General features: G+C 71.4%; 23 protein-coding genes and 1 tRNA gene. 12 read left to right on the top strand and 12 right to left on the bottom strand.

Annotated features, from left to right (window positions below):
* Positions 1 to 27: 27 nt before the first annotated feature.
* From HNR73_RS35520 to HNR73_RS35500, 5 genes are read right to left on the bottom strand one after another with little or no spacing between them, the layout of a single operon-like run.
* Positions 28 to 885: a class II fructose-bisphosphate aldolase gene (locus HNR73_RS35520; protein ID WP_184792447.1), complete on the bottom strand. Its 858-nt coding sequence runs from the start codon at positions 883 to 885 to the stop codon at positions 28 to 30.
* Between the two features lie 9 nt (positions 886 to 894).
* A complete protein-coding gene (locus HNR73_RS35515; protein WP_184792446.1) occupies positions 895 to 1,824 on the bottom strand; it encodes a 1-phosphofructokinase family hexose kinase in 930 nt (309 codons plus the stop codon).
* On the bottom strand, positions 1,821 to 2,927 hold the full coding sequence (gene nagA, locus HNR73_RS35510) for an N-acetylglucosamine-6-phosphate deacetylase (protein WP_184792445.1): 1,107 nt from the start codon (positions 2,925 to 2,927) through the stop codon (positions 1,821 to 1,823). Before nagA ends, HNR73_RS35515 begins: the two co-directional genes overlap by 4 nt.
* Complete coding sequence (locus HNR73_RS35505; protein ID WP_239122300.1) at positions 2,924 to 3,877, bottom strand: ROK family protein; 954 nt, start codon at positions 3,875 to 3,877, stop codon at positions 2,924 to 2,926. Before HNR73_RS35505 ends, nagA begins: the two co-directional genes overlap by 4 nt.
* A gap of 37 nt (positions 3,878 to 3,914) precedes the next feature.
* On the bottom strand, positions 3,915 to 4,793 hold the full coding sequence (locus HNR73_RS35500) for an SIS domain-containing protein (protein ID WP_184792444.1): 879 nt from the start codon (positions 4,791 to 4,793) through the stop codon (positions 3,915 to 3,917).
* Between the two features lie 133 nt (positions 4,794 to 4,926).
* Here HNR73_RS35500 and HNR73_RS35495 point away from each other — a divergent pair, with 133 nt between their 5' ends.
* Genes HNR73_RS35495 through HNR73_RS35480 form a run of 4 tightly spaced genes read left to right on the top strand, consistent with a single transcriptional unit; the run spans position 4,927 to position 7,138 of the window.
* A complete protein-coding gene (locus HNR73_RS35495; protein WP_184792443.1) occupies positions 4,927 to 5,712 on the top strand; it encodes a DeoR/GlpR family DNA-binding transcription regulator in 786 nt (261 codons plus the stop codon).
* Positions 5,713 to 5,757: 45 nt separating this feature from the next.
* Positions 5,758 to 6,537 (top strand): HAD-IIA family hydrolase, encoded by a 780-nt coding sequence (locus HNR73_RS35490; protein ID WP_184792442.1) that lies wholly within the window; start codon positions 5,758 to 5,760, stop codon positions 6,535 to 6,537.
* Positions 6,537 to 6,785, top strand: a complete 249-nt coding sequence (locus HNR73_RS35485) for a DUF3263 domain-containing protein (protein WP_184792441.1) — start codon at positions 6,537 to 6,539, stop codon at positions 6,783 to 6,785. Before HNR73_RS35490 ends, HNR73_RS35485 begins: the two co-directional genes overlap by 1 nt.
* 53 nt (positions 6,786 to 6,838) lie before the next feature.
* A complete protein-coding gene (locus HNR73_RS35480) occupies positions 6,839 to 7,138 on the top strand; it encodes a GNAT family N-acetyltransferase (RefSeq protein ID WP_184792440.1) in 300 nt (99 codons plus the stop codon).
* A gap of 28 nt (positions 7,139 to 7,166) precedes the next feature.
* Here HNR73_RS35480 and HNR73_RS35475 read toward each other — a convergent pair whose 3' ends face one another.
* The 4 genes from HNR73_RS35475 to HNR73_RS35460 form a co-directional block, all read right to left on the bottom strand.
* Entirely contained in the window at positions 7,167 to 8,114 is a 948-nt protein-coding gene (locus tag HNR73_RS35475) for an NAD-dependent epimerase/dehydratase family protein (protein ID WP_184792439.1), read from the bottom strand.
* A gap of 612 nt (positions 8,115 to 8,726) precedes the next feature.
* Entirely contained in the window at positions 8,727 to 9,908 is a 1,182-nt protein-coding gene (locus HNR73_RS35470; protein WP_184792438.1) for an aminotransferase class V-fold PLP-dependent enzyme, read from the bottom strand.
* 42 nt (positions 9,909 to 9,950) lie between these two features.
* Entirely contained in the window at positions 9,951 to 11,165 is a 1,215-nt protein-coding gene (locus HNR73_RS35465; RefSeq protein ID WP_184792437.1) for an APC family permease, read from the bottom strand.
* A gap of 84 nt (positions 11,166 to 11,249) precedes the next feature.
* Positions 11,250 to 12,179 carry a DUF6528 family protein gene (locus HNR73_RS35460; protein WP_184792436.1) on the bottom strand — a complete coding sequence of 310 codons (930 nt, stop codon included), beginning with the start codon at positions 12,177 to 12,179 and terminating at the stop codon, positions 11,250 to 11,252.
* Positions 12,180 to 12,356: 177 nt separating this feature from the next.
* On the opposite strand from HNR73_RS35460, the gene HNR73_RS35455 reads away from it, so the two are divergent.
* Together HNR73_RS35455 and HNR73_RS35450 are read left to right on the top strand one after the other, a co-directional pair.
* Positions 12,357 to 12,429 (top strand) — tRNA-Thr (locus HNR73_RS35455).
* Positions 12,430 to 12,677: 248 nt separating this feature from the next.
* Positions 12,678 to 12,983 carry a hypothetical protein gene (locus tag HNR73_RS35450; RefSeq protein WP_184792435.1) on the top strand — a complete coding sequence of 102 codons (306 nt, stop codon included), beginning with the start codon at positions 12,678 to 12,680 and terminating at the stop codon, positions 12,981 to 12,983.
* A gap of 1 nt (position 12,984) precedes the next feature.
* Here HNR73_RS35450 and HNR73_RS35445 read toward each other — a convergent pair whose 3' ends face one another.
* The 3 genes from HNR73_RS35445 to HNR73_RS35440 all read right to left on the bottom strand — a co-directional run bounded on the left by HNR73_RS35445 (position 12,985) and on the right by HNR73_RS35440 (position 19,039).
* Positions 12,985 to 13,503, bottom strand: coding sequence for a hypothetical protein (locus tag HNR73_RS35445; protein WP_184792434.1), 519 nt, complete (start codon positions 13,501 to 13,503; stop codon positions 12,985 to 12,987).
* A gap of 89 nt (positions 13,504 to 13,592) precedes the next feature.
* The gene (locus tag HNR73_RS40415; protein WP_260337645.1) at positions 13,593 to 13,724 is read right to left on the bottom strand and encodes a hypothetical protein; all 132 of its coding nucleotides are present in this window, start codon (positions 13,722 to 13,724) and stop codon (positions 13,593 to 13,595) included.
* A 332-nt stretch (positions 13,725 to 14,056) separates the two neighbouring features.
* Entirely contained in the window at positions 14,057 to 19,039 is a 4,983-nt protein-coding gene (locus HNR73_RS35440; protein ID WP_184792433.1) for a DNA repair ATPase, read from the bottom strand.
* Positions 19,040 to 19,237: 198 nt separating this feature from the next.
* Between HNR73_RS35440 and HNR73_RS35435 the strand changes: the two genes are divergently transcribed.
* From HNR73_RS35435 to HNR73_RS35410, 6 genes are all read left to right on the top strand, one after another.
* A complete protein-coding gene (locus HNR73_RS35435) occupies positions 19,238 to 20,473 on the top strand; it encodes a tyrosine-type recombinase/integrase (protein WP_184792432.1) in 1,236 nt (411 codons plus the stop codon).
* Positions 20,474 to 20,853: 380 nt separating this feature from the next.
* On the top strand, positions 20,854 to 21,132 hold the full coding sequence (locus tag HNR73_RS35430) for a helix-turn-helix domain-containing protein (RefSeq protein WP_184792431.1): 279 nt from the start codon (positions 20,854 to 20,856) through the stop codon (positions 21,130 to 21,132).
* Complete coding sequence (locus HNR73_RS35425; protein ID WP_184792430.1) at positions 21,129 to 21,554, top strand: hypothetical protein; 426 nt, start codon at positions 21,129 to 21,131, stop codon at positions 21,552 to 21,554. The genes HNR73_RS35430 and HNR73_RS35425 overlap by 4 nt, the downstream gene beginning before the upstream one ends.
* A complete protein-coding gene (locus tag HNR73_RS35420) occupies positions 21,555 to 22,430 on the top strand; it encodes an HNH endonuclease (RefSeq protein WP_184792429.1) in 876 nt (291 codons plus the stop codon).
* Between the two features lie 237 nt (positions 22,431 to 22,667).
* On the top strand, positions 22,668 to 22,919 hold the full coding sequence (locus HNR73_RS35415) for a hypothetical protein (protein WP_184792428.1): 252 nt from the start codon (positions 22,668 to 22,670) through the stop codon (positions 22,917 to 22,919).
* The gene (locus HNR73_RS35410; protein ID WP_184792427.1) at positions 22,903 to 23,145 is read left to right on the top strand and encodes a hypothetical protein; all 243 of its coding nucleotides are present in this window, start codon (positions 22,903 to 22,905) and stop codon (positions 23,143 to 23,145) included. The genes HNR73_RS35415 and HNR73_RS35410 overlap by 17 nt, the downstream gene beginning before the upstream one ends.
* The last annotated feature ends 6 nt before the right edge of the window (positions 23,146 to 23,151 follow it).

Genomic DNA, 23,151 nt, shown 5'->3' with positions numbered 1-23,151 from the left:
CGGGACGGCCTTTGTCGCACGGGCGGCTCAGGCGGGGTCGCGCAGCACGCCGAGGAAGTGCGCGACGGTCGCGGCCATGGCTTCGCGGCCGGCCTTGACGTACTTGCGCGGGTCGACGGCCGCCGGCTCGGCGTCGAGGTAGTCGCGGACGGCGCCGGTGAAGGCGATGTTGAGCGCGGTACCGATGTTGATCTTCACCATGCCGGCCGTGACGGCGCGGGCGAGTTCGCCGTCGGGGACGCCGGAGGAGCCGTGCAGGACCAGCGGAACCGGTACGGCGGCGGCGATCCGGGCGATGAGTTCGTGGTCGAGGGCGGCGTCGCGGGAGGTCATGGCGTGCGAGGAGCCGACGGCGACGGCGAGCGCGTCGACGCCCGTCGCCTCCACATAGGACAGTGCCTCGCCGGGGTCGGTGCGGGCGCCGGGGGCGTGCGCGCCGAGGGGTTCTTCGCCTTCCTTGCCGCCAACCTTGCCGAGTTCGCTCTCGACGTAGAGCCCGTGCGAGCGGAGGTATTCCACGGCGTGCGCGGTGGCCGCGACGTTCTCGTCGTAGGGGAGCTTGGAGGCGTCGACCATGACCGAGCCGAAGCCGAGCGCGGGGGCCTGCCGCCACAGGGACTCCGACTCGACGTGGTCGAGGTGCAGGGCGACGGGGACGGTGGCGTCCTTGGCGATCGCGGCGGTGGCCAGGGCGATCGGCGCGAGTTTCCCGTGGTGGAACTTGACGGCGTTCTCGCTGATCTGGAGGATCACGGGCGCCCCGGCGGTCTCGGCCCCGGCGACGATGGCCTCGGCGTGCTCGATCGCGATGACGTTGAAGGCGCCGAGCCCGAGGCCCTCGGCGCGGGCGTCGGCGACGAGTTGTGCGGTGGGGGCGAGGGGCATCGCGTACTCCTAGAGTTCGGTGACGGCAACGCCGTGGCGCAGCGACAGGAAGGTGCGGGTGTCGAGGTCGCCGGCCTGGGGCGCGGCCACGGCGGCGGCCGAGGCGGCGACGGCGTCGCGGAGCGCGCCGGGCCAGGGCGTGCGGTGGCGCCAGGCGCGCGCGATCGCCGCGACGCAGGCGTCGCCGGCGCCGGTCGGGTTGCCGCTGACGGCATGCGGTGGGACGGCACGGAAGGCGCCGTCGGGGGTGAGCGCGATGAGCCCTTCGGGGCCGCGTGAGGCGAGGACCGTGCCGACGCCGTGTCCGCGCAGCGCGGAGGCCGCGGCGAGTACTCCGTCCACGGTGGACAGGTCGGCGTCCGGTGCGACCTCGGCGAGTTCCTCGGCGTTGGGCTTGACCAGGTCCGGTCCGGCGGGGAGCGCGGCGGCCAGCGCGGGACCGGAGGTGTCGAGGACGACCCGGACGCCCGCCGCGCGGGCGGCGGTCACGAGGACCGCGTAGGCGTCGACGGGCAGGCCCGCCGGGAGGCTCCCGGAGAGCACGGCGACGCGCGAGATCGTGAGCAGCGCGGTGTAGTGGCCCACAAAGGACGACCACTCGGCCTCGGTCACGACCGGCCCGGGTTCCCAGAAGCCGGTGGCGTCGCCGTCGACGACGACCACCGTCCGCCGGGTCTCCCCCGCGATCGTCGCGAAGGCCGTGCGCATGCGGGCGGGTGAGTCGCCGAGCAGTTCGGCGACGCGGGAACCATTGCGGCCGCCCAGAAGCCCGGTCGCCACGGTCTTCTCGCCGAGGTGACTGAGCACCCGGGCGACGTTGAGGCCCTTGCCGCCCGCCTTCTCGACCACAGTGGACACCCGATGCGCCCGGTGCGGTACGAGCGCGTCGACCACGTAGGTGAGGTCGAGCGCCGCGTTGAGGGTGACGGTGAGGATCACGCCCGGTGCACCCACACCCCGGCGCGCATGACGCCGCGCAGGTTCAGTTCGGCGTCGAGTTCGAGCAGATCCGCGCGCAGCCCGTGCGTCACGGCGCCCACATCGGACAGTCCGAGGAGCCGCGCGGGCGTCGTCGCGGTCATCTTCACCGCGTCCTCGACGCTCACACCGGCGCCGTGGACGGCGTTGCGGAAGGCGTCGATCATGGTGATCGTCGAGCCCGCGATCGAACCGCCCTCGACCAGCCGCGCGGCACCGTCGGCGACCTTCACCCGAAGCCCGCCGAGCTCGTACTCGCCTTCGGGCATCCCGGTCGCCGACATCGCGTCGGTGATCGCCGCGATCCGGTCGGCGCCGATGGCGTTGACCGCGAAGGAGACCGTGCCCATGTGCAGGTGCACCGGGTCCACGATGAACTCGCAGACCACCGACGGCGAGTCCATGACCGCCACGACCGGGCCGGGATCGCGATGCCCGACCGGGCGCATCCCGTTGAACACGTGCGTCGCGGCGGTCGCACCGGCGGCGACACCGTCCTTGGCGACCTCGTAGGAGGCGTCGGTGTGCCCGATCGACGCGATGACACCGCGCGAGGCCAGGTAGGCGATCGCCTCGGCCGCGCCCGCGCGCTCCGGCGCGATCGTCATCATCTTCACCGCGCCCGCACCGGCGTCGACCAACTCGGCGAGCTCATCGAGGTCGGGGTCGCGCAGGAAGGCGGGATTCTGGGCGCCGCAACGGGAGGAGGCCAGGTACGGGCCCTCGAAGTGGATGCCGGCGAGGATGCCGTCGTCGACGAGGGGTTTGAAGGCCTCGATCGCCTGGAGCATCAGCTCCTTCGGCGAGCTGACCAGCGACGCGAGGGTCGTGGTCGTGCCGTGCCGGAGGTGGAACTCGGCGGCGACGATCGCCTGTTCGGCGTCGCCGACGGTGTAGGACGCGCCGTCCCCGCCGTGGCAGTGGATGTCGACGAAGCCGGGCACGATGTAGGTGTCGCCCTTGACGGTCGCGTCGGCCTGGACGCCGACGATCCGCTCCTCGTCGAGCAGAACCTCGCCGCGGACGATGCCCTCGGGAGTGACGATGTTGCCGGTGGGGCTCATGCGCTGTTCTCCTTCAAGCGGTCCATGCCCAGGAGTGCGGCGCCGATGCACCCGGCCTCGTCGCCGAGTTCGGCGCGCACCAGGCGCGGAAGCGTGTGGAAGGCGACGGCCTTCTCCCGCAGCGACTTCTCCAGGGGGTCGAAGAGCGTCGCGCGGGCCTCGGCGAGTCCGCCGCCGAGCACGATCGTGTCGGGGTCGTAGAGGCTGATCCCGGTCAGCAGGCCGCGCGCGAGGATGTCCACCGCGCGGTTCCACACCGCCAGTGCCGCCTCCTCGCCCTCGGCGGCGCGGTGGGCGACCTCGGCGGCGCCGATGTCCGCACCGGTCGCCGCGGCATAGGCGCGCGCGATGGTCGCGGCCGAGGCGACGGCCTCGACGCAACCGCGCTGGCCGCAGCCGCAGAGCTCGCCGCCGGGTTCGACGACGATGTGCCCGATCTCGCAGGCCGAACCGTGCGCGCCGTCCAGGCCGACCCCGCGCGGGAAGAACCCGGCGGCGATGCCCGTACCGATCGCCACGAAGAGCATGTACTCACTGCCCCGGCCCGCGCCCAGCCGGTACTCGGCGAGGGCACCGCTGCGCACGTCGTGCCCCAGCGCGGCCGGGAGGCCCACCTTCGCCTCGACGAGCGCGCGGAAGGGCACGTCCCGCCAGCCCAGGTTGGAGGCGTACACGGCGACGCCCTCGGCGGCGTCGATCACGCCCGGCACGGTCAGGCCGACCGCGAGGGGGTTCCCGCCGAAGGCCTTGGCCTGCGCGGCGAGGTCGCCGACGGTGTTGAGGACGGCCTCGACGATCGCGTCCGGGCCGCGTTCGCGGTCGGTCGGGCGGCGCACGCTGTGCAGGACCGCGCCGGCGGTCGACACCAGCGCGCACTTCATGAGCGTGCCGCCGACGTCGATGGCGATGACGACATCGCCCATGGGCTCTTTCGGCGCGGGCGTGCTCATCGGTTCGTCCCCGCGCGCAACTCCGCTCGCCGGCCGATCACGACAGGACGACCGAACGCGTCAGGTTGCGCGGGTTGTCGGGGTCGAAGCCCTGGTGCTGGGCGAGCGCGACGGCCGCGCGCTGCGCACGGATCAGGTCGGCGACCGGGTCGAGGTCGCTGGTCACGAAGGTCCCGCCGGTCGCGGCGACGTCGGCGTCGAGGCCCTCGGGCGCCGCGCCGAACATCCAGGCCACGCGCTTGGGGCCGGTGATGGAGATGGGGCCGTGGCGGTACTCCATGGCCGGGTAGGACTCGGTCCAGAAGGTCGCGGCCTCGCGCATCTTCAGCCCGGCCTCGGCCGCCAGGCCGTTCGTCCAGCCGCGGCCCAGGAAGGTGACCTGCTCCACCGTGGACACGTCCAGGGGCAGCGGAGCGGCGACGGCCTCCTCGGCGTCCGCGATGGCCTTGGTCAGGTCCTCACCGAGGCTGGCGCGCAGGAGGGTGAGCGCGGACGTGGCGAACCGGGTCTGCACGACCGACTTCTCGTCGGCCCAGTCCAGGATGACGCTGTCCCCGACCAGGCTCGGCAGCGGCGTGTCCGGGTCGCCGATGATCGCGACGGTCGGGACGTCGCCGGGGATGCGCCCGAAGAGGTCGAGGACCTCGGTCGTGGTGCCCGAGCGGCAGATGGACAGCACGCGGTCGTAGCGGCGGCCGTAGGGGAACTCCGAGGCGGCGAACGCGTCGGTCTCACCCTGCCCGGCGGCCTCGCGGAGCTCGGCGTAGGACTGGCCCATGAACCAGGAGGTGCCACAACCGACGACGGCGACCCGCTCGCCCGGCTTCGGCAGCGCGGCGGCACGCTCGGCGGCGACGTCGACGGCACGGCGCCACAGCAGCGGCTGGCTGGCGATCTCCGCTTCCACGTACGTCATACATCCTCCTGTGGGGGCTTTTGAGCAAGCCTGAGAAAAAACGCGCATCGGGTTCGACGCTGCGGCCCGCTTTCGCGCATTATTGTGCACACCAACCCGCTCATAGTCGAGACCGGGGGGAAGAAGGGATGCCGTGGACCGCTACGCCCGCTGGAACACGCTGTTGGAGATCCTCGCCTCAGACGGCCGGATCACCGTAGAGGAAGCCGCCGCGCGCATGCACGTGTCGCAGGCGACGATTCGCCGCGACTTCGACCAGCTCACCCAACAGCAGATGATCACCAGAACCCGCGGCGGGGCGGTGGCCAACGGGGTGTCCTACGACCTGCCGCTGCGCTACAAGTCGGCCAAGCGGATCGACGAGAAGCACCGCATCGGGGAGGCCGCGGCGGCCCTCGTCGGGCCCGGCATGGTCGTCGGCCTCAACGGCGGGACGACCACGACCGAGGTCGCCCGTTCCCTCGCGACCAGGCCCGAACTGGTCACGCAGTCGGGCACCACGCCGCTGACGATCGTGACCAACGCCCTCAACATCGCCAACGAGATGATCGTGCGCCCGCACGTGAAGGTCGTCGTCGTCGGCGGTGTCGTCCGGCCCCAGTCCTACGAGCTGATCGGCCCGCTCGCGGCGCCGATACTGCGCGAGATCACCCTCGACATGGTGTTCCTCGGCGTCGACGCCATCGACGTGCGTCTCGGCGCCGCCGCCCACCACGAGGGCGAGGCGGCGATAAACGCCCTCATGGCCGCCCGCGCGCGCCGGATCGTCATCATCGCCGACGGATCCAAGATCGGCGGGCACGCCTTCGCGCGGATCTGCCCGATCGAGAAGGTGCACACGCTCGTGACCGACACCTCCGTCGCGCGCGAGGTGACCGACGAGTTCGAAACGGCGGGAGTGACCGTCGTCCGTGTTTGACCGAGCCGTACCACAGATGTCACATCGACCTGGGACGATCAGATCATGAGTGAGCGCAAGCCGATCGAATGCTGGCTGTCGGACATGGACGGGGTCCTCGTGCATGAGGGCATCCCCGTGCCGGGCGCCAAGGAGTTCATCAACCGGCTCAAGGAGACCGGTCGGCGCTTCCTCGTGCTGACCAACAACTCCATCTACACCCCTCGCGACCTGCACGTCCGCCTGCGCAACACCGGGCTCGACGTGCCGCCCGAGGCGATCTACACCTCGGCGCTGGCCACCGCCGACTTCCTGAACACGCAGCGGCCCAAGGGCAGCGCCTACGTGATCGGCGAGGCCGGGCTGACCACCGCCCTGCACGAGATCGGCTACGTCCTCACCGACATCTCCCCCGACTACGTCATCCTCGGCGAGACCCGCTCCTACAGTCTCGGCGCGATCACCCGCGCCATCCGCCTCGTCGACGCCGGCGCGCGGTTCATCGCGACCAACCCCGACGCGACCGGCCCGTCCCCCGAGGGCATCCAGCCCGCGTGCGGTGCCGTCGCCGCGCTCATCACGAAGGCGACGGGCGTCGAGCCCTACTTCGTCGGGAAACCCAACCCGCTGATGATGCGCAGCGCGCTGAACAAGGTCGAGGGGCACTCCGAGTCGACCGCGATGATCGGCGACCGCATGGACACCGACATCGTCTCGGGCATGGAGGCCGGACTGGAGACGATCCTCGTGCTCACCGGCATCACCGGGCGCGAGCAGGTCGACCGCTTCCCCTTCCAGCCCAACCGCGTGGTCAACTCCGTCGCGGACCTCATCGACCTCGTCTGATGGCCGACGTCCCCGCCCCCCGCAGGCCCCTCGGCGACGAGGAGCTGGCGATCCTCGCCTTCGAGAAGCGCTGGTGGCGGCGGGCGGGGTCGAAGGAGCAGGCGATCGTCGCCGAGTTCGAACTGAGCGTGACCCAGTACTACAAGCGGCTCGGGGAATTGCTGGACGAGCCCGCCGCGTTGGAGGCTGAGCCGGCGGTGGTGCGGCGACTGCTCGCCGCGCGGGAGGAACGACACCGGTTGCGTTGAGGACCGCGGCTCGCCGGGGCCTGCGCGGGACTCACGCCGAGACGAGGAGAGACATGGCTGACGTGGTGGTGACCGACGCGCCCGAGGCGCGCCGCTTCGAAGCGCACCTGGACGGCGAACTCGCCGGTTTCCTGGACTACGCGCGCGACGACGAACGCATCGCCCTCGTGCACACCGAGGTCGACCCCGCCTACGGCGGCAAGGGCATCGGCTCGCAGCTCGCGCGTTTCGCGCTGGACACCGCGCGCGGCGACGGGATCCGCGTGCTCGCGCTGTGCCCGTTCGTCGTGCGGTGGGTGGAGAAGCACCCGGAGTACGGCGACATCGTGGACCTGGCGCGGACGCGGGGTTAGCGCGAGCGACGGCGAGCGCGCGGCCGGGTCAGGCGAGAAGCTCTGCCTCCCGCCCCTCCGTCAACCCGTTCGGCAGCTCCGGCCGCCCGCGCGCGTCGTCCCACGCCTTCACGTCCCGCAGCGTCTCGGCGAGGGGCGTCTTCGGCATCCCCGCCGCCCAGGCTTTCGACCCGTCGCGACGCAAGGTGTCCCACAGCTCCGGCGCGCGTGTCAGCGGGAAGAAGCGCGGGACCTCCCCCAACGGCACCGCGACGGGCTCCACCGTGGTCCCCGCCAGGCGCGCGCACGCCTCGATCACGCCTCCCAAGGTCACCGGCTCGGGCGGTCCCACGGCGTGGAAGGCACCCGCGCGGCCGTCCTCGACAAGCGTCACGATCAGGCTCGCCAGGTCGCGTGAGTCCACGAACTGCACCGGCTGCTCCGGCGAACCGGGCACCGCGACCCTGCCACCACGCGCGGCCCGGCGCACCCAGTACGTCGCGGCGTCGCGCACGTCGCCCGGACCGACCACCTTGATCGGCCGCACGATCGTCGCGCGGTCGCCGTAGCGGGCGAGCACGTCGTCCTCGCAGGCGACTTTGAGGCGCCCGTAGGTGTCGTCGTCGAGGACGTCGGCCTCGCGCAGCGGCTCACGGCGGGGCGCGTCCTCGGTCGCGCCGGGGCCGTTGGCGCGGTCGTAGACGGCGTGGCTGGAGACGAACAGGTAGCGCCCGACGCGGTCGCCGAGAACCTCCATCGCGTGCGCGACCTGCGCCGGGTAGTAGCCCGACAGGTCGACCACGGCGTCCCACTCGCCCGCGCGCAGTGCGGTCAGATCTCCGGTGTCGCGGTCGCCGGTCAGGCGGGAAACCCCGGGAAACAGCTCGCTCCCGGTCCGTCCCCGCGTGAACAGCACCGGCTCGTGCCCCCGCGCCAGCGCCTCGGTGACGACCGCGCCGCCGATGAACCCCGTGCCGCCGAGCAGAAGGATCCGCATGGCGCCAGACGTTACCCGCCGGGCGTAGGTCCCTCGTCGCACGCGCGCCCGCGCCGGATCCTCCCCGGGACCGAGACGGCCCGGCCCGGCGGCGGCGAGGCTGGTGAGCCACAACGGAGGAACCCCGCACGCTTCTCGCCGGAGCCGCCGCGAGCGCCTTTCCCGGCCTCGACCTCGACGTTCGCCGGCACGCCGGCCGGCCCTCGTCGACGCACGACCCGGCGCCCGAGAACCAGCCTCACGCGGCCGCCGAGGACACCGTGATCATGCGGCAGAACACGTCGGTGAACTTCGCGGCGCCGTTCGTGTTCCTGCTCTTCGGGGCCGACACGGCCCTCCTCGTCGACACCGGCGACACGCGCTACCCCGGTCACCTGTACGTGCCGGACTGGGCGCCCGCGCGGCCAGCGGCGACCGCCTCGTCGGCGGAGCACCCGGTCTCCCACGTCGAGATGTCGCGGCAACCGGGTCCGCTCCGCCCACGCGGCTCGGCCTACCGGCCCGGCGAAGCGGCGCCGACCATCCGCGCGGGCTCCAGACGGTCCTGCCCGAGCTGGGCGGGAAACCCGGCACGCACGTCTACGACGGCTGCGCGGTGGTCTACGGCGCGGGTTAGGAGCGCCGCGGCTTCGGCAGCGCCTCCACCAGGCGCCCCAGCTCTTCCTCGGTGTTGTAGTAGTGCACCGACGCCCGCACGACCTCCTCCAGTCCCCGCGCCGGCAGGTCGTAGCGGGCCGAACTCGCGCGGGAAACGCTGGTGTTCACGCCCGCCAGCGACAGCCGCTGCTTGACCTCGTCGGCGGAGACGCCGTCGACGGTGAAGGTGACGATCCCGCCGCGGCGGCGGCCGAGGTCGCGGACGGTCACGCCGTCGTGATCGGCGAGCAGGTGGCGGAGGGTTTCCCCGAGGGTGAGGACGCGTTCCTCGACGGCCTTCATGCCCCACTCGGCGGCGTAGGCGGCGGCGACGCCGAGGCCGATCTTGGCGGCGTAGTTGGTCTCCCAGTTCTCGAAGCGGCGGGCGTCGGCGCGGATCTCGTAGGCGTCCGGCGCGGTCCAGGCGGCCGCGTGGAGGTCGAGGAAGGGCGGTTCGAGCTTCTCGATGAGGGCGCGACGGACGTAGAGGAAACCCGTCCCGCGCGGGCCGCGCAGGAACTTCCGGCCGGTCGCCGAGAGGATGTCGCAGCCGATCTCCTCGACGTCGATGTCCAGCTGCCCGATCGACTGGCAGGCGTCGAGGAGGTAGGGGATCTCGCACTCGCGGGCGACCCGCCCGACCTCGGCGGCGGGGTTGATCAGGCCGCCCTGGGTCGGGACGTGCGTGATGGAGATGAGCTTGACGCGCTCGTCGATGCGCGCGCGGAGGTCGTCGACGTCGAGCTGCCCGTGCGCGTCGTCGTCGACGACCTCGACGACCGCGCCGGTTCGAGCGGCGACCTGGAGATGCGCGATGGCGTTGCTGGCGTACTCGTTGCGGCCGGTGAGGATCTTGTCGCCGGGCTTGAAGTCGAAGGCGTAGAAGGCCATGTCCCAGGCGCGGGTGGCGTTCTCGACGACGGCGATCTCGTCACGGTGGGCGCCGATCAGCGCGGCGACCGCGTCGTAGGTGCCCTCGACGCGGGAGGCGTGCGCGTCGGCGGCCTCGTAGCCGCCCATCCTCGCCTCGACCCGCAGGTAGTCGATCATCGCGTCGGTCACGCGCGCGGGCGGCAGGGCGGAACCGGCGTTGTTGAGGTGGGCCACGCGCAGGCAGCCCGGAGTCTCCTCGCGGGCACGGGTGAAGTCGAAGGTCACGCCGACGAGCGTAGGCGGGGCGGCGACGCTCGGCAACGTCTCTCAGGCCCTGCGCCGAACGGCGTACACGACCGCGCCCACGGCCAGGAGTGCCGCGCCCGCCGCGAGGCTGCGCCACGGGAGGCTGAAGCCGACGACCAGGCAGCCGACGAGCCCGACGCCCGCGACGATCCGCCGCCACCGCCCACCGAGGGTCCAGGCCGAGGCGTTGGCGACGGCGTAGTAGCCGAGGACGGCGAAGCTGGAGAAGCCGATGACCCCGCGCAGGTCGGTGACCGCGACGAGCACGGCGACGAGCACGCCGACGGCGAGTTCGGCGCGGTGCGGGACCTGCCGGACCGGGTGCACGGCGGCGAGGAAACCCGGCAGGTCGCGGCGGCGGGCCATGGCCAGGGTGGTGCGGCCGACCCCGGCGAGCAGCGACAGCAGAACACCGACGACGGCGATGCCCGCACCGACGCGCACGACCGGCGCGAGGCCGGGGAGACCGGCGGTGGTGACGACGTCGGCGAGGGGTGCGGTCGAGTTCGGCAGGGCGGGGCCGAGGACGAGGAGCGCGATGACGGCGAGGATCGCGTAGAGGACGACGACGACGGCCAGGGCGAGCCCGATCGCGCGCGGGATGGTGCGGGCGGGCTCGCGGACCTCCTCGCCGAGGGTGGCGATGCGGGCGTACCCGGCGAAGGCGAAGAACATCAGCCCGGCGGCGCCGAGGACACCGTGGAGACCGCCGGCGGGAGTCCCGAAGTCGAGGGGCGCCGAGAGGTCCCCGACGCCGACGGCCGCGACGAGGACCAGCACGGCCGCGGTGACCGCGAGGAAGATCTTCGCGGCGAGGGCGGTCTTGGCGACCCCGCGCAGGTTCACCGCGGTGAGGGCGGTGACGGCGGCGATCCCGACCGGTCGCGCGTACTCGGGCCACAGGTAGGCGCCGATCGTCAGGGCCATGGCCGCGCAGCTGGCGGTCTTGCCGACGACGAAGCCCCACCCGGCGAGGAAACCCCAGAAGGGCCCGAGGCGTTCGCGGCCGTAGACGTAGGTGCCGCCCGATTCGGGATGGAGGGCGGCGAGCGCGGCACTGCTGGAGGCGTTGCAGTAGGCGACGACACCGGCGACGGCCAGCGCGGCGAGCAACAGCGGGCCTCCGGCGAGGCTCGCGGCGGGGGCGAAGGCGACGAAGACACCGGCGCCGAGCATGGCCGACAGGCCGATGACGACGGCGTCGGTGAGGCCCAGGCGGCGGGCGAGCGCTGGCATGGGCGTCAGTCTAGGGACGCGGGCCGACATGTCGCGGACCTGAGAAGGCGGCGGGGTGAACATCGCGCCCCGCCGCCCTGAGGGCTACTCGTAGGAGGGGGTCCAGATGCGGACCTTGTAGAACTCGGCGCCCGTGCGGGAACGGTCGGCGAGGGTGGAGAAGCGCAGGGTCGGGCTGCCCCAGGTGCGCGAGCCGGTGTTGTCGGCGCGGATGGAGACGTACTCGCCGCTGGAGTGGCGGGCGAGGGCCTTCACGCGGGTCTCGCTGGAGAGGGTCGTGACGGCCTTGGTGGCGGTGTTGATGGCGTAGGTGCCGTAGCTGGCGGTGAACAGCAGGCGGGTCTTGTCCTTGTAGTCGGGCTGGAGGTCGTGGCCGAGGCCGCTGATGGCCTTGCTGCCCTTGAGGGCCAGGCGGGTGCCGCGGTAGGTGCCGGTGACGGCGTACCAGCGGATGACCTTGTCGCCGATCGCCCACAGCAGCTTCGAGCCCGGGTCCCACAGGACGCCGTGCGCGCCGGGCAGGCTGTAGGAGGCGACCTTGGCGAGGGTGCTGGGCTTGCTGATCGCGGTCGGCGAGTAGAGCGTCAGATAGCCGTTGGAGCTGGCGGCGACGATCGAGCCGTTGTTCTCGATGCGCTCGATGGCGTGCGGGTTGCCGCCGGGGGTGGCGTACCAGAGGAGGTCGTTGAGCTCGGCGTCCTTCTCGCTGGTGTGGTTGATGATGCCGACCCGGCCGCCGGAGGCGGCGGTGAGGACGACCCAGCCGTGCGCGGAGGTGTTGCGCAGGCGGACGTCGGAGAGGTTGGACCAGCCGCCCGTACCGGGGCTCCAGCTCCAGCTGCGGTTGTCCCAGGAGAGGGACTTGCCGGTCGGCCACACGTACAGGCGGTTGGCGACCTGCTCGGTCGCGACCACGCTGTAGGTGGCGGCCTGCGCGGGTCCGCTCAGTAGCACGGCGGCGGGTGTCGCCGCCGCCCCGAGAGCGAGACCGCGAAGGATGCTGCGTCGGTTCATCAATCGACTCCTATCGAAATCCGAAGGCGCGAGTATCCCCGCGCCCCGCCAGCCCGCAGCGTCGTCCCGCCGTCTCCGCGCGTGCGCTTTCGGGCCCGTCACCGGACCAGACGCGAGTACGGGGGCGGGAGGTTTCCCCGGTCAGAGATCCCCCCGGTACGATTCAGAGCGGAATTCGCTGGTGTGGCGCAATTGGCAGCGCAACCGCCTTGTAAGCGGTAGGTTGCGGGTTCGAGTCCCGCCACCAGCTCACCGAAAAGGCCCCGTCACCTGGATGAACACCAGATGAAGGGGCCTTTTGTTCACCATGTGGATCAGGGCCGCGCGGACAGCCGATCACGCCCGCCCGGACCAGGCCTTCGGGACGACACCGGGAAGCGTTCGCCGGTGCGCGGGCGGAGTCGTACCCGACACCCGCCCCACCGCGCCCTTCCCCACATCGACACCCGCCGCTAGCCTCTTGCAACATCACCTCGAACACGCCGCCGGAGGAGCAACGTGACCCAGCCTGTTCTCGCCGACGTCGCCAGTGAACGCCACCGCCAGGACGACCTGTGGGGCGAACAGAACCATCCCGACGGGACCGGCCGGGCCGCGCAGGTCGCCGCCGCCGAGGTGGCCCGCGCCATCACCGACCGCTCGGCCGAGGCCGGCACGCTGACCTGGGCGGAGATCCTCACCGAGGAGACCACCGAGGCGCTCGCCGAGACCGACCCGGTGAAGCTGCGCCGGGAGCTGGTGCAGGTCGCGGCCGTGGCGGCGGCGTGGATAGAGGCGCTGGACCGGCGCGGGGTCGGGGGCTGACTCAGCCGCGCACGGAGACCGCCAGCGAGGTGCCCCACAGCGTCGCGGCCGTACCGAGACCGGCGACGGCCATCGACGGGTCGCGCAGGTTCGCCACGAACAGCACGAGCGCGACGGCGGCGGCCAGGCACATGCCCACGCCGGTCCACCGGTACTGCGGCTGCCCGAAGACCTTCGCGAGCGGGAAGAAGTGCACGCCGACGACCAGCGCGATCGCGGTGGGGATGAGCTGGGCGAGGCCGGTCGGCGCGAGGATCGCCACGGAGAGGCCGATCCCGGCCAGTTCGAGGAGTCCGACGCGGCCGAAGGTCTTGTTCCAGCCCTCGGCGGGCGTGCGCTCGGGGCCGGGCCTGCGGCCGAGGGTCAGCGCGACACCGACGCAGGCGGCGGTGAGGACCAGCGACGCGATCCCGATGGGCAGGTTCGCGCCACCGAGGTCGGCGATCATCGTCCACGGCACGGCCGCGGTGCCGGTGATGAGGGCACCGCGGAGCCGGAAGTTCGGGTGAGGGGTGGGCATGGCACGCCTTTCGCGCAGGGCGCCGGGGTGGCGCGCGGGCGATCGTACGTGATCATGGCGCGTGATGCGCGTCGCGGGCGCCGCGCGGGTCACGCTCCCAGGTTCGCCAGGATCCGGGTGGCGGCCGCGATCGCGGCCGGAATCAGCTGCCCGAGGCCGGTCGGGGCGAGGACCGGGACCGGGACCGACAGTGCGACGACCCGACTCCGGCGGGCCACCACGACAGCAGGGTGGTGTGGCGCTCCTGGCGCCTCTACGGCCGACCGGCCCACCCGCAAGAACGTGAATGCCGCCAGGGACCTCCCGGCCTCCGCCCAAATTTCGACCGTAGCCCGCCGCCAGGCGTGGACGGCGAACGTGAACGGAGTTCCCTGTGGATAACCCGCCGGTTGTGGACAACCTTTCGGGACGCGACGTGCCCACGCCCGCGAAGGAGGCCCCAACAGCGACGATACCGGCGAGGTACGACATCCCGGACGGACGAGAATCCGTCTCACGCGGTCGCCCCGAACGCGACCCCGCACCGGCCTCCCAGCGGACCGTCGCACCCCGCTTACCCAGTCACGCCCGGCTGGCCCACTCCCCCCGACGCCTGCCGGATCGCCTTCTCCACCGAGCCGACCCGGTCGGCGAGCAGCCCGACGGCGCCGACGGCGCGGCTCATCGGGTCGTCGCCGTCGCCGCCGAGGGCGCGGGCCCGCAGGAAGCCCTCCTTGACCTCGGCCCAGCGCGCGGCCTGCTCGGGGGTGAGCCGCCCGCGCAGTTCGGCGAGTTTGAGGAGGTTCGCCTCGGCGCCGCTGGTGAGGGTCTGGGCCTCGCCGAGGTAGTGGTCGTCGATGACGGCCTCGACCTCGTCGTCGTTCATGGCGGCCACGACCCGCTCGGCGAGCTTGTTCATGTTGCGGTAGCTGCCCTGCAGCTGGAACGGCGGTTCGGTGCGGGCGGCGTCGGACTGGGCGGCCGAGGCGATGTAGGCCTGGTTGTTGGCCAGCACGGTCTTCTGCACGTGGCGGAGCTTGCGCAGTACCGAGAGGACGCGTTCGAGCTCGGTCGGCGAGTAGGGGTGCGCGAGCTGCTCGGGGGTGGCCGAGGCGTCGCCGGAGGCCAGCCGCACCAGCACCTCCACGTCGCCGCGTTCCCTTGTGGACAGTGGCGCGAGGACGGCGTTGGAGGTGAGCGAGTTCTCCAGGTAGCTCAGGGAGAAGAGTTCCTCCCGGCCCGACAGGACGTCGCCGAGGTTCCACACGTCGGCGCGGTTGGCGAGCATGTCGGGGATCCGGAAGCGCTGCCCGGACTCGGTATAGGGGTTGCCGGCCATGCAGACGGCGAAGCGCTTGCCGCGCAGGTCGTAGGTCTTGGTCCGGCCGCCCCAGACGCCCTCCATCCGGCGCTGCCCGTCGCACAGCGAGATGAACTTCTGCAGCAGTTCCGGCGAGGTGTGCTGGATGTCGTCGAGGTACAGCAGGACGTTCCCGCCCGCTTCGAGCGCGAAGTTGATCTTCTCGACCTCCTGACGCGCGGTCGCGTTGGGCGCGTCGGCGGGGTCGAGGGAGGTCACGTCGTGGCCGAGCGAGGGGCCGTTGACCTTGACGAAGACCAGACCGAGACGGGAGGCGACGTACTCCATGAGCGTCGTCTTGCCGTACCCGGGCGGGGAGATCAGCAGCAGCATGCCCGACTGGTCGGTGCGCTTGTCGTCGCCGGCCGCACCGATCTGCTTGGCCAGGTTGGCGCCGATCAGCGGCAGGTACACCTCGTCGAGGAGGCGGTTGCGCACAAAGGAGCTCAACACCTTCGGCTTGTACTCGTCGAGGCGCAGACGGCCGCGCTCGGCGTCCACGAGGGCGTTACGGATCCGCTGGTAGGAACGGAAACCGGGCACGCGCTCGCGACGGAAGCGGGTGGTGCGGGCGAGCACCTCGTCGAGGCGCAACCCCATCTTCCGGGCCTCGATCCGCGGATGTGTCCCCAGTAGACCGTCCACTGTGGCCGTCAACGTCGCCGAGGAGTCGCGGCGGGGCAGTTCCTTACCGAGGACCTCGACCGCGACGGCCTCGGGCAGGTCGACGTCGCCCTCACCCGTCGACGACAGGAACGCGCCCAGCCAGGCCGTGACGAGCTGGTGGCGGGCGGCGAGGTCGTCACCGAGACCGCGCAGGTCCTCCTCGTATCCGGCCAGCCGCGCCGATCCCGGTCCGCCGAGGGCGGCCCGGAAACGCTGCACGAGCGACTTGGCGGCGGCGCTGGTGACGAACCCGTTGCGGGACCCGGCGAGCTCCTCGAAGAGGTACTCGGCGGCCAGCGCGGGGTCGGTGACGCCCGGGAGTTCGCGGTCGGCGTGGAAGGCGGCGATCGCGGTCGCCAGTTCGGCGAGCAGGTCGCCCATCGCCTTCGGGAGCCCGAAGACCTCGCGAACCCTTGCCAGGGAACCGATCCGGGTCAGCAGCCCGGCCCGGTCGGTCTCGGCGGGGCCGTAGGCCCAGTAGAGCTGGGCGGCCGCGCGCGCGTCCGGCGGGTAGCGCAGGAGACCGGCGGCCTCGTAGAGGCGCAGCATGACGCGCAAGATCTCGGTGGCGTCGTGGTCGTGCACACCGCGCTCGTAGCCTTCGTCGTAGCGGGACTCGGCGGCCTCGCGGACCTTGGCGGGCAGCCCGTCGCCGACGGCGGCCTCGTGCAGCTGGAGGATCCGCCCGGCGGCCAGTTCGTCGGCCAGGATCGACGACGCGAGGTACTCCGCGCGGTAGACCTCGGCGGTCTCGGAGACCAGCAGCTGGTCCCAGTAGGCGTGGGTCTCGGCGAAGGCGGGATCCGTGACGAGGCTGCGGTAGTCGGTGCCGGTGAGCGAGAACGCCAGCCGTCCGTCCTGCGGTACCAGCGTCAGGTCGAGCGGCTGGGTGTTGACCGGCAGCCGGTGCTGCCCGAAGCGGATCGTCTCACCGCCGCCGTCGTAGAGGTCCTGGCGGTCGCGCAGCGAACGCCCGGCCTCCTGACGCGCGGCCTTGATCCGGCCGGCCAGTTCCTCGGCGCGGACCTGGTCGCCGAGCGCGCGCAGCTCCTCGGTGACCGAACGCAGCTTCGACACCATCGGGTCGGTGGCGAAGTAGGTGTTGACCGCGTCCAGGGAGTCCAGTGTGGACACCCGCCGGTTGACGCTGTCGAGGATCCGCGCGGCGGAGTCGGCGAGGCGTTCGGCGCGGCGGGCGCGCTCGTCGAGCAGGGTCTGCTTGCGCGAGGAGAAGGCCTCGTAGACGTCGGTGCGCTTGGCGGCCAGTTCGCCGAGGAAGTCGTCGAACTCGCCGAAGCGGGACTCCAGGTTCTCCAGCTGGAGCATGAGGCGGCCGAGCTGCTCGTCGCAGGCCTCGGGCGTCCCGGCCGCGGCGAGCGCGCCCGTGACGGCCTGGCCGAGGAGGGCGAACTCGGCGGCGAACTCGGCGCGGCCTTCGGCCGACAGCAGTTCACGGCGGCGGGCGTCCAGGGTCGCGCGGGCGCGGTTGACACCGGCCAGCACCTCGCCGATCCGTTCCAGGATCTGGGTGCGGACGGTCGCGTCGGCGATGTCGAGTGTGGACACGACCTCGGTGAGGACTTCGAGTCCGGCGGTCTGCTCGGCCAGCCGCTGGGTGAGCGGGGTCGACTGGGCGACGCTCGCGATCGCCTCGGCGTCGGCGGTAAGGCGGTCGATGGAGTCGTGGTAGCCGGCGAAGGCGTCGGGGCCCTCCAGGAAGGCCACCGCCCGCCCGGCGGCCGACTTGAGCTCACCGGCCACCGCGTCGTCCAGAGTGGACAGTCGCGCGAGGTCGACGTATCGCATGTCGCGCAGGGTGATCAGGTGGCCCTGCGCTCCACGCAGTTCGGCGAGCTGGGAGACCCAGGCGTCGGCGGTCTTGGGCGCCTCGCCGCTGGAGCGGCGGATCATCGACGCCGTCTCGGCCGCGGCCCGCTCCACCGCATCGGCCGACTGGGCCGTCAGTTCCCGGACGGTCTCGTACTCGTCGAGGACCTGCTCGGCCGTGGCGCGCACACCGTCGAGGGGATCGCGCAGGCCGCCGAGGGCCTCGTCCCCGAGCCAGTGGTAGTTGTCGATCGCGCGCACGCAGGTCGCGATGAGCGCCTCGTAGACCTCGATCGAGGGCGCCATCTCGCCGACCATCCGCGCCACCGACAGGCAGTCGGAGACCCCGCGGACCAGTTCGGCGTTCCCGATCCGTTCCAGGGGACCGGTTCCGACCGGTTGCGCGGCCGCGAAGGTGTCGGACACGAACGGCGTCTGCCACACCTGCATCGGGTGCACCCGCGAAGGCTCCTCGCCGTTGGCGCGGAAGGCGACCATCGTGCCGTCGTCGAACAGCGAGTACCCGTGACAGGTCAGCGGGCTCGCGACCTCCTTGCGGATCACGTTGTAGGGCAACAGAAGCGTGCGGCCCTCGGCGCGCTCGTGGAAGACGTAGAGGACGTCCTCGCCGTTGGGCGAGCGCAGGACGCGCTCGAACTCCAGGTCGGCGACGTCGGCGTCGAAGGTCTTGGCCACGCCGGTGGCGAGGTAGTAGCCGCCGGGGAAGATGATGCCCTGGTCCTCGGGCAGCGTGCGGCAGGACTGGCCGATCCCGTCGAGCCGGTGCACGGACTTGGTGCGGGTGTTGAAGACCAGGTGCCGCGCGGCCTTCTCGTTGTACGGGCGGATGCGCAGCAGGATCAGCGCGCCGACGCGGGCGTAGGCCACCTCGGCGTCGGCGAGGCTCTGCAGGGGCTCGTCGACGGGCTCGCGGTAGATGCCCTCACCGGACTCGGTGTTGTTCTCGATCTTGATGGTCAGGTCGCCGTTGACGGTCTCGACGAAGACCTCCCCGCCGATCGAGATGTGCGGGAAACGGCCGAGGACGTGGTCGTCGCGTGTCGTCTCGGTCCACTCGAAGTCATGCGAGGCCGGGAAGACGTGGTCGCGCTCGCCGCGATTGTCCAGATAGGACACCGAGCCGTCGGCGGCGACGGTCCAGCGCAGCACGCGCAGGTCGGCGAGCTTCTCGCCGATCTGGAAGACCGCGAGCAGGCGGCCCTCGACGCGGCGCAGCTGCGTGAGGTGCGTCTGGCGGTAGTAGCGGTACATCTCGGCGAAGTCGCGCTGGAACTGCGGATCGGCGATCAGGCCGGGCAGTTCGGCGGCGCCGGAGGCCTCCGCCGCGGTGAAGGTGAAGGCGTCGCCGTCGCGTTCGAAGCGGTGGAGGGAGAAGACGTCGTCGACGGTGGTCTCGGGGCGCAGGCCGATGAAGACGTTGTAGCCGAACAGCATCCGGCCGCCGACCTGGACGATGTCGCGCGGGACGCAGTTGTTCAGCGTGCGGATGCGCTCGGTGCCCAGGAGGGTGAGTTCGGTGCCGCCGAAGACGTCGAGGCGGCGGGTGTTGAGCTCCTCGGCGCGGCGAGCGAGGTTCGCGGCCTGGTCGGCGAGGCGGGCGCGGAGGACCTCGTAGGTGCCGGCGTCGAGGCGGTCGGTCGCGGCCTCGGCTTCGGGCGCGGCCGGGGTGTTCGGGTCGGTCATCGGGGGCTCCTCGCTCGGGCGGGCAGGTTGTCCACAACCGGTGCGTTATGACGCGCCGGTCTTGGCAATCCTCTGACCAGGCATTACGCTGGCCCTCCGGTGCTCCCGGCAGATTTCGGGAGCACCTTGGGAGCACCCGCTCAGTTTGGCGACAGACGGGTTACTCCCTGAACCGCTACGGATCATGGAGGGCCAGCTATGGCCAGCATAGAGTCACGCCTGCGTAAAAACGGTGAGACCTCGCTCCGGGTGAAATGGAACGAGGGCGGTACGCGGGACGGCGCGGCGCAATCTCAGACGTTCACCGACGCGGGCGAGGCGGAGCGTTTCAAGGCGCTGGTGGACCTCAATCGGAATCGGTGGCCGAACCGTGCGCAGTTGCGCGCGATGGGCTTTGACTACCTCGTCCCGGGCGCGGTCGGGGTCGGCCCGAAGCTGGGCGAACTCATTCACGCCAGCATCGACGACCGCGAGCGCAACGGCCGTATCAAGGCGTACAGCGCGACGCAGTATCGGCGAAACGCCGCCGCCCATATCGACAATGCGGTATACGGTCTCGCGGCCTACTGGCCGCAGGAGGCTACCGGGGCCGTTCTGAAGGGGTGGCAAGACCATCTGCTCTCTGTCGGCGGCGAGCGTGGGAAACTGGCGCCGACGACGGTTCGCGCCTACCGGCGGGGGCTGCTCGAACCGGTCTTCGATGATCTCTCCCGGCCCGGCCTGGACGGCTCCCCGGCCGTCCTGGAGCGCAACCCGTTGTCCCTGGTGCCCGAGCCCTGCGGAGACGGGCGGGAGGGCCGTGCGTTGGGGCTGGGCGCCCTTGAAGCGCTGTTCTATGAGCTGGCACTCATGGGCCCGGACGCCTATGACCCGGCCGTCGTGGCGGTGACCACGGGCCTGCGCTACAGCGAGTGGGCGGGGCTGCTGGTCGGCGAGTCCGTTCACGAGGACATCGCGTCATTCGAGGTGCGGTGGGTGTTCAAGCCCGACGGCACGGGCAAGCGCGTGTTGCAGGTCGGCCCGAAGAGTAAGGCGGGTTTCCGCATGGCGCCCTACGCGCCGGAGCTGGCGCCGCTGATCACCGGCCGCGCCGAGGGGAAGCACCGGGGCGCGGTGCTGCTGTCCGACCGCGACGGGCGCCACCTGCACCGGGGGACGTTCGTCAACCGCATGCGCAAGGCCGCCGAGCGGGCGCGCATTCCCGACTTTGAGACCTTGACCGGGCACGACTACCGGCACACCTACGCCACGGAGATGCGCAAGGCGCGCGTGGACGGCCGGACCCTGGCCGCCGTGATCGGGCACTCAAGCGAGCGCAGCACGCGAACCTACATCCATGACGACACCGTTGATACCGCCGCCGTGGCGACAGTGTCCACGGCGCTCCTGGCGCGCCTGTCGGCCCGGCAGAGGCCGGAGACCGCCGCCGCCTAACCCAACCCATTACCGCGCCCCCGCCGACTCGTCGGCGGGGGCGCTTCCCGTTGGGAAGCGTTTCCCGTGGGGAAGCGACACGCCGTTAGACGCGAGTCCCTGCCCGGAAATATCAAGTCTTCAGGATCCCCACAACGACCCTTGTGCGACGCATACAACTAATGCGAAGAATGAGCCGGTTTCACCAGAAACGTATCAATATTTACACCCATTTCTGGGGTCAAAAAAGGGGGTTGATCGGTGAGATTCTCACCGTTTCTCACCAGAACGAGAAAACACGTTCTGTCCAAGATCGACGGTCGGTGACCGAACTGGCACACTCTGTGGACTTCTCGCGTCCGATCGGCGGGCGCGCCCGAAACCGCAGGAAGCAGGCCACGTTGTCCACGCAAGACCCATACTGGAAGGTCAAGGACGTTGCAGCACGTTTCAAGGCCAGCCGGTCCACTGTGTACGGCTGGATCAAGTCGGGAGTCCTGACCGCCGTCCGCCCGTCGTCCGGCGGCGCCTTCCGCGTCCCCGAGTCGGCCATAGCCGCGATGGTCCACCGCGCGACCACCGCCGCACCCGAGCGACCCGCGCTCACCTTCCCCAACCCGCCGCCCCTGCCGCCGATCGCTCCACAGCGACGCCGCAAGCCCGGGAACGGTCCACGGTGACCGGTGTTCACCGCGCCGAGGTGTACGGCCCCCTACAGGGAGCCGCCTACGCCCTCGCCCGGCTCGCCGACGAACGGCGCGGCCACGATGTAACCGACTCCGACCGGTGGGCGGCGCTACTGGCGTCACTGGCCGCACTGGTCGCCGACGGCGCGCCGCTCCCGGCCGCGCTGGTGTCTCTTGGCGACGGCACCGCGCGCGTCCGGCTACGCACACAGTCCGATCTAGACGCCTGGTCGGTGCTCCCGCAGATTGGTGCACCGGCCGCCCACACCTTCCACCCCGACCCCGGCTTTCGCATCGCCGAGGTCCACATGCACGGCATCAGGGTCACGTTCTCCGCATGGGGCAAACACGCCGCCGTGCCCAAGCAATCCTCCCGCTGGCGCCCGTGGCGCCGATCGAGAAAGGACGGCTCCTGAATGGTGTGGGTGAAGAAGCAGGCCGAGGCCGCCAGGAACATGAAGTTCCGGGTCCTGGCGACCTCGCCGCAGAAGTTCTTGGCGCTGTTCGGGGCGTGGTCGGCGCTGCTGGGGGAGGCGTCGTTGGCTTACTCCAACGGGTTCCTTACCAGCGCGATGGTGCGGGAGTTCAGCACGCCGCCGCTGCTGGACATGCTGGTGTCCACAAAGCACGGCAAGGCGCCGCTACTGCATCAGCGCGGCGACAGGTGCCGGTGCATGGAAGTGCACCGCAACCGGTGGCCGTTCGGGTTCGACTACCTGCTACACGACTACCTGGACTTCCAGCCCGACGCAGTCGAGGCCGCCGTTAAGAACCGGCAGGCCGCCGAGCGCGACGACCGGGGGTTGCGTCGCCAGTTGCGCGAGCGGGACGGCGGGATGTGCCGCTACTGCGCCCGGGAGACCAACCCCAAGGACACCAGGGGCGCGACGGGGCAGCAATTCGACCACGTCGACCCACACACCGCCGCCGGGGCGTCCAACATGGTCACCGCCTGCCGCGAGTGCAACCAGCGCAAGGGGCAGCGCACACCCGGGGAAGCCGGGATGCGGTTGCTGACCCTGGCCGAGATCGGCGCTCGCCGACCACGGGCGGACCACGGGGCCGAGGTCGCCGACCACGGGGACGCGAGCTATCCGGCTTCGTACGGTACGGGACGGTACGGGGAAGACGAAGAACCCGCCGACGCGTTCGCGTCGGTCGGACCTCCGGAGATCTCCCGACCCGCCGACCGTCCCAACCCGTACCACCGAGGCCCCAACCGGCTCGACCCGGAGCACTTCGCCGGGCTGCCCGAAGTGGACGAAGACGGTGGGTTGCCCGCCGCCGCTTGACCGGTGGCTGGCCGGGCTGCGGGTGGCCGCCAGCCACCCCCGGGGATGCGGGCGGCCGTTCCGCCCGCATCCCTACCGGCCGGACCCGGCCGTCCCGGTCGACCACCGAGGAACCGCCTACTGCCGGTGCGGACTCCCGAAGTCCTCCCGCTGGCACGACGTCCCGAACGAAACACCGTCCGACGTGGACGAACGGCACCACGAACTCAACCGCCGCCTGAGCGGCCCGGGGGAATCATGACCGACTTGACCTGTCCACAGTGCCTCGCGTCCAACGTGCAGCGCACCACCACGGCCGTCGTCGCCGACCTGCTGTGCGTGATGGCACCGACCATCGCGACCATCCTGGAAGCCGTCCTAGACGACTTCCAGTGCGGATGCGGCATGCACGCCCACTACCGGTGCGGCGGCTGCGGACTGGTGTTCACCACCGCCCTGCCCGCCGAGGAGATCTCCGAGGAGGCGACCGCCAGTGCCGCAGCAGCCTGACGACCTGGACGCCCGCTTCGCTGACGTCCAGTCCACAATCCCCGGCCTGTCCATCATGGAGCACCCTGCTCCCGCCGGCGCCCACCGACTGGAACCGCGGATTCCATTTCGGACGACGACGTTCGGGCTCATCGTGCAGCTAGTTTCCTTGGTACTAGCGGGATACGTGATCGCGTTGCTGTCCATCATGGCCGTGTTCATCGGTTGCTCGATCCTCTTCGGATAGACCACG

The organism is Phytomonospora endophytica, from assembly GCF_014202425.1.
Lineage (GTDB): Bacteria > Actinomycetota > Actinomycetes > Mycobacteriales > Micromonosporaceae > Phytomonospora > Phytomonospora endophytica.
The sequence above is the reverse complement of the archived record's forward strand: the minus strand, read 5'-3'. Positions and strand labels throughout refer to the sequence as shown.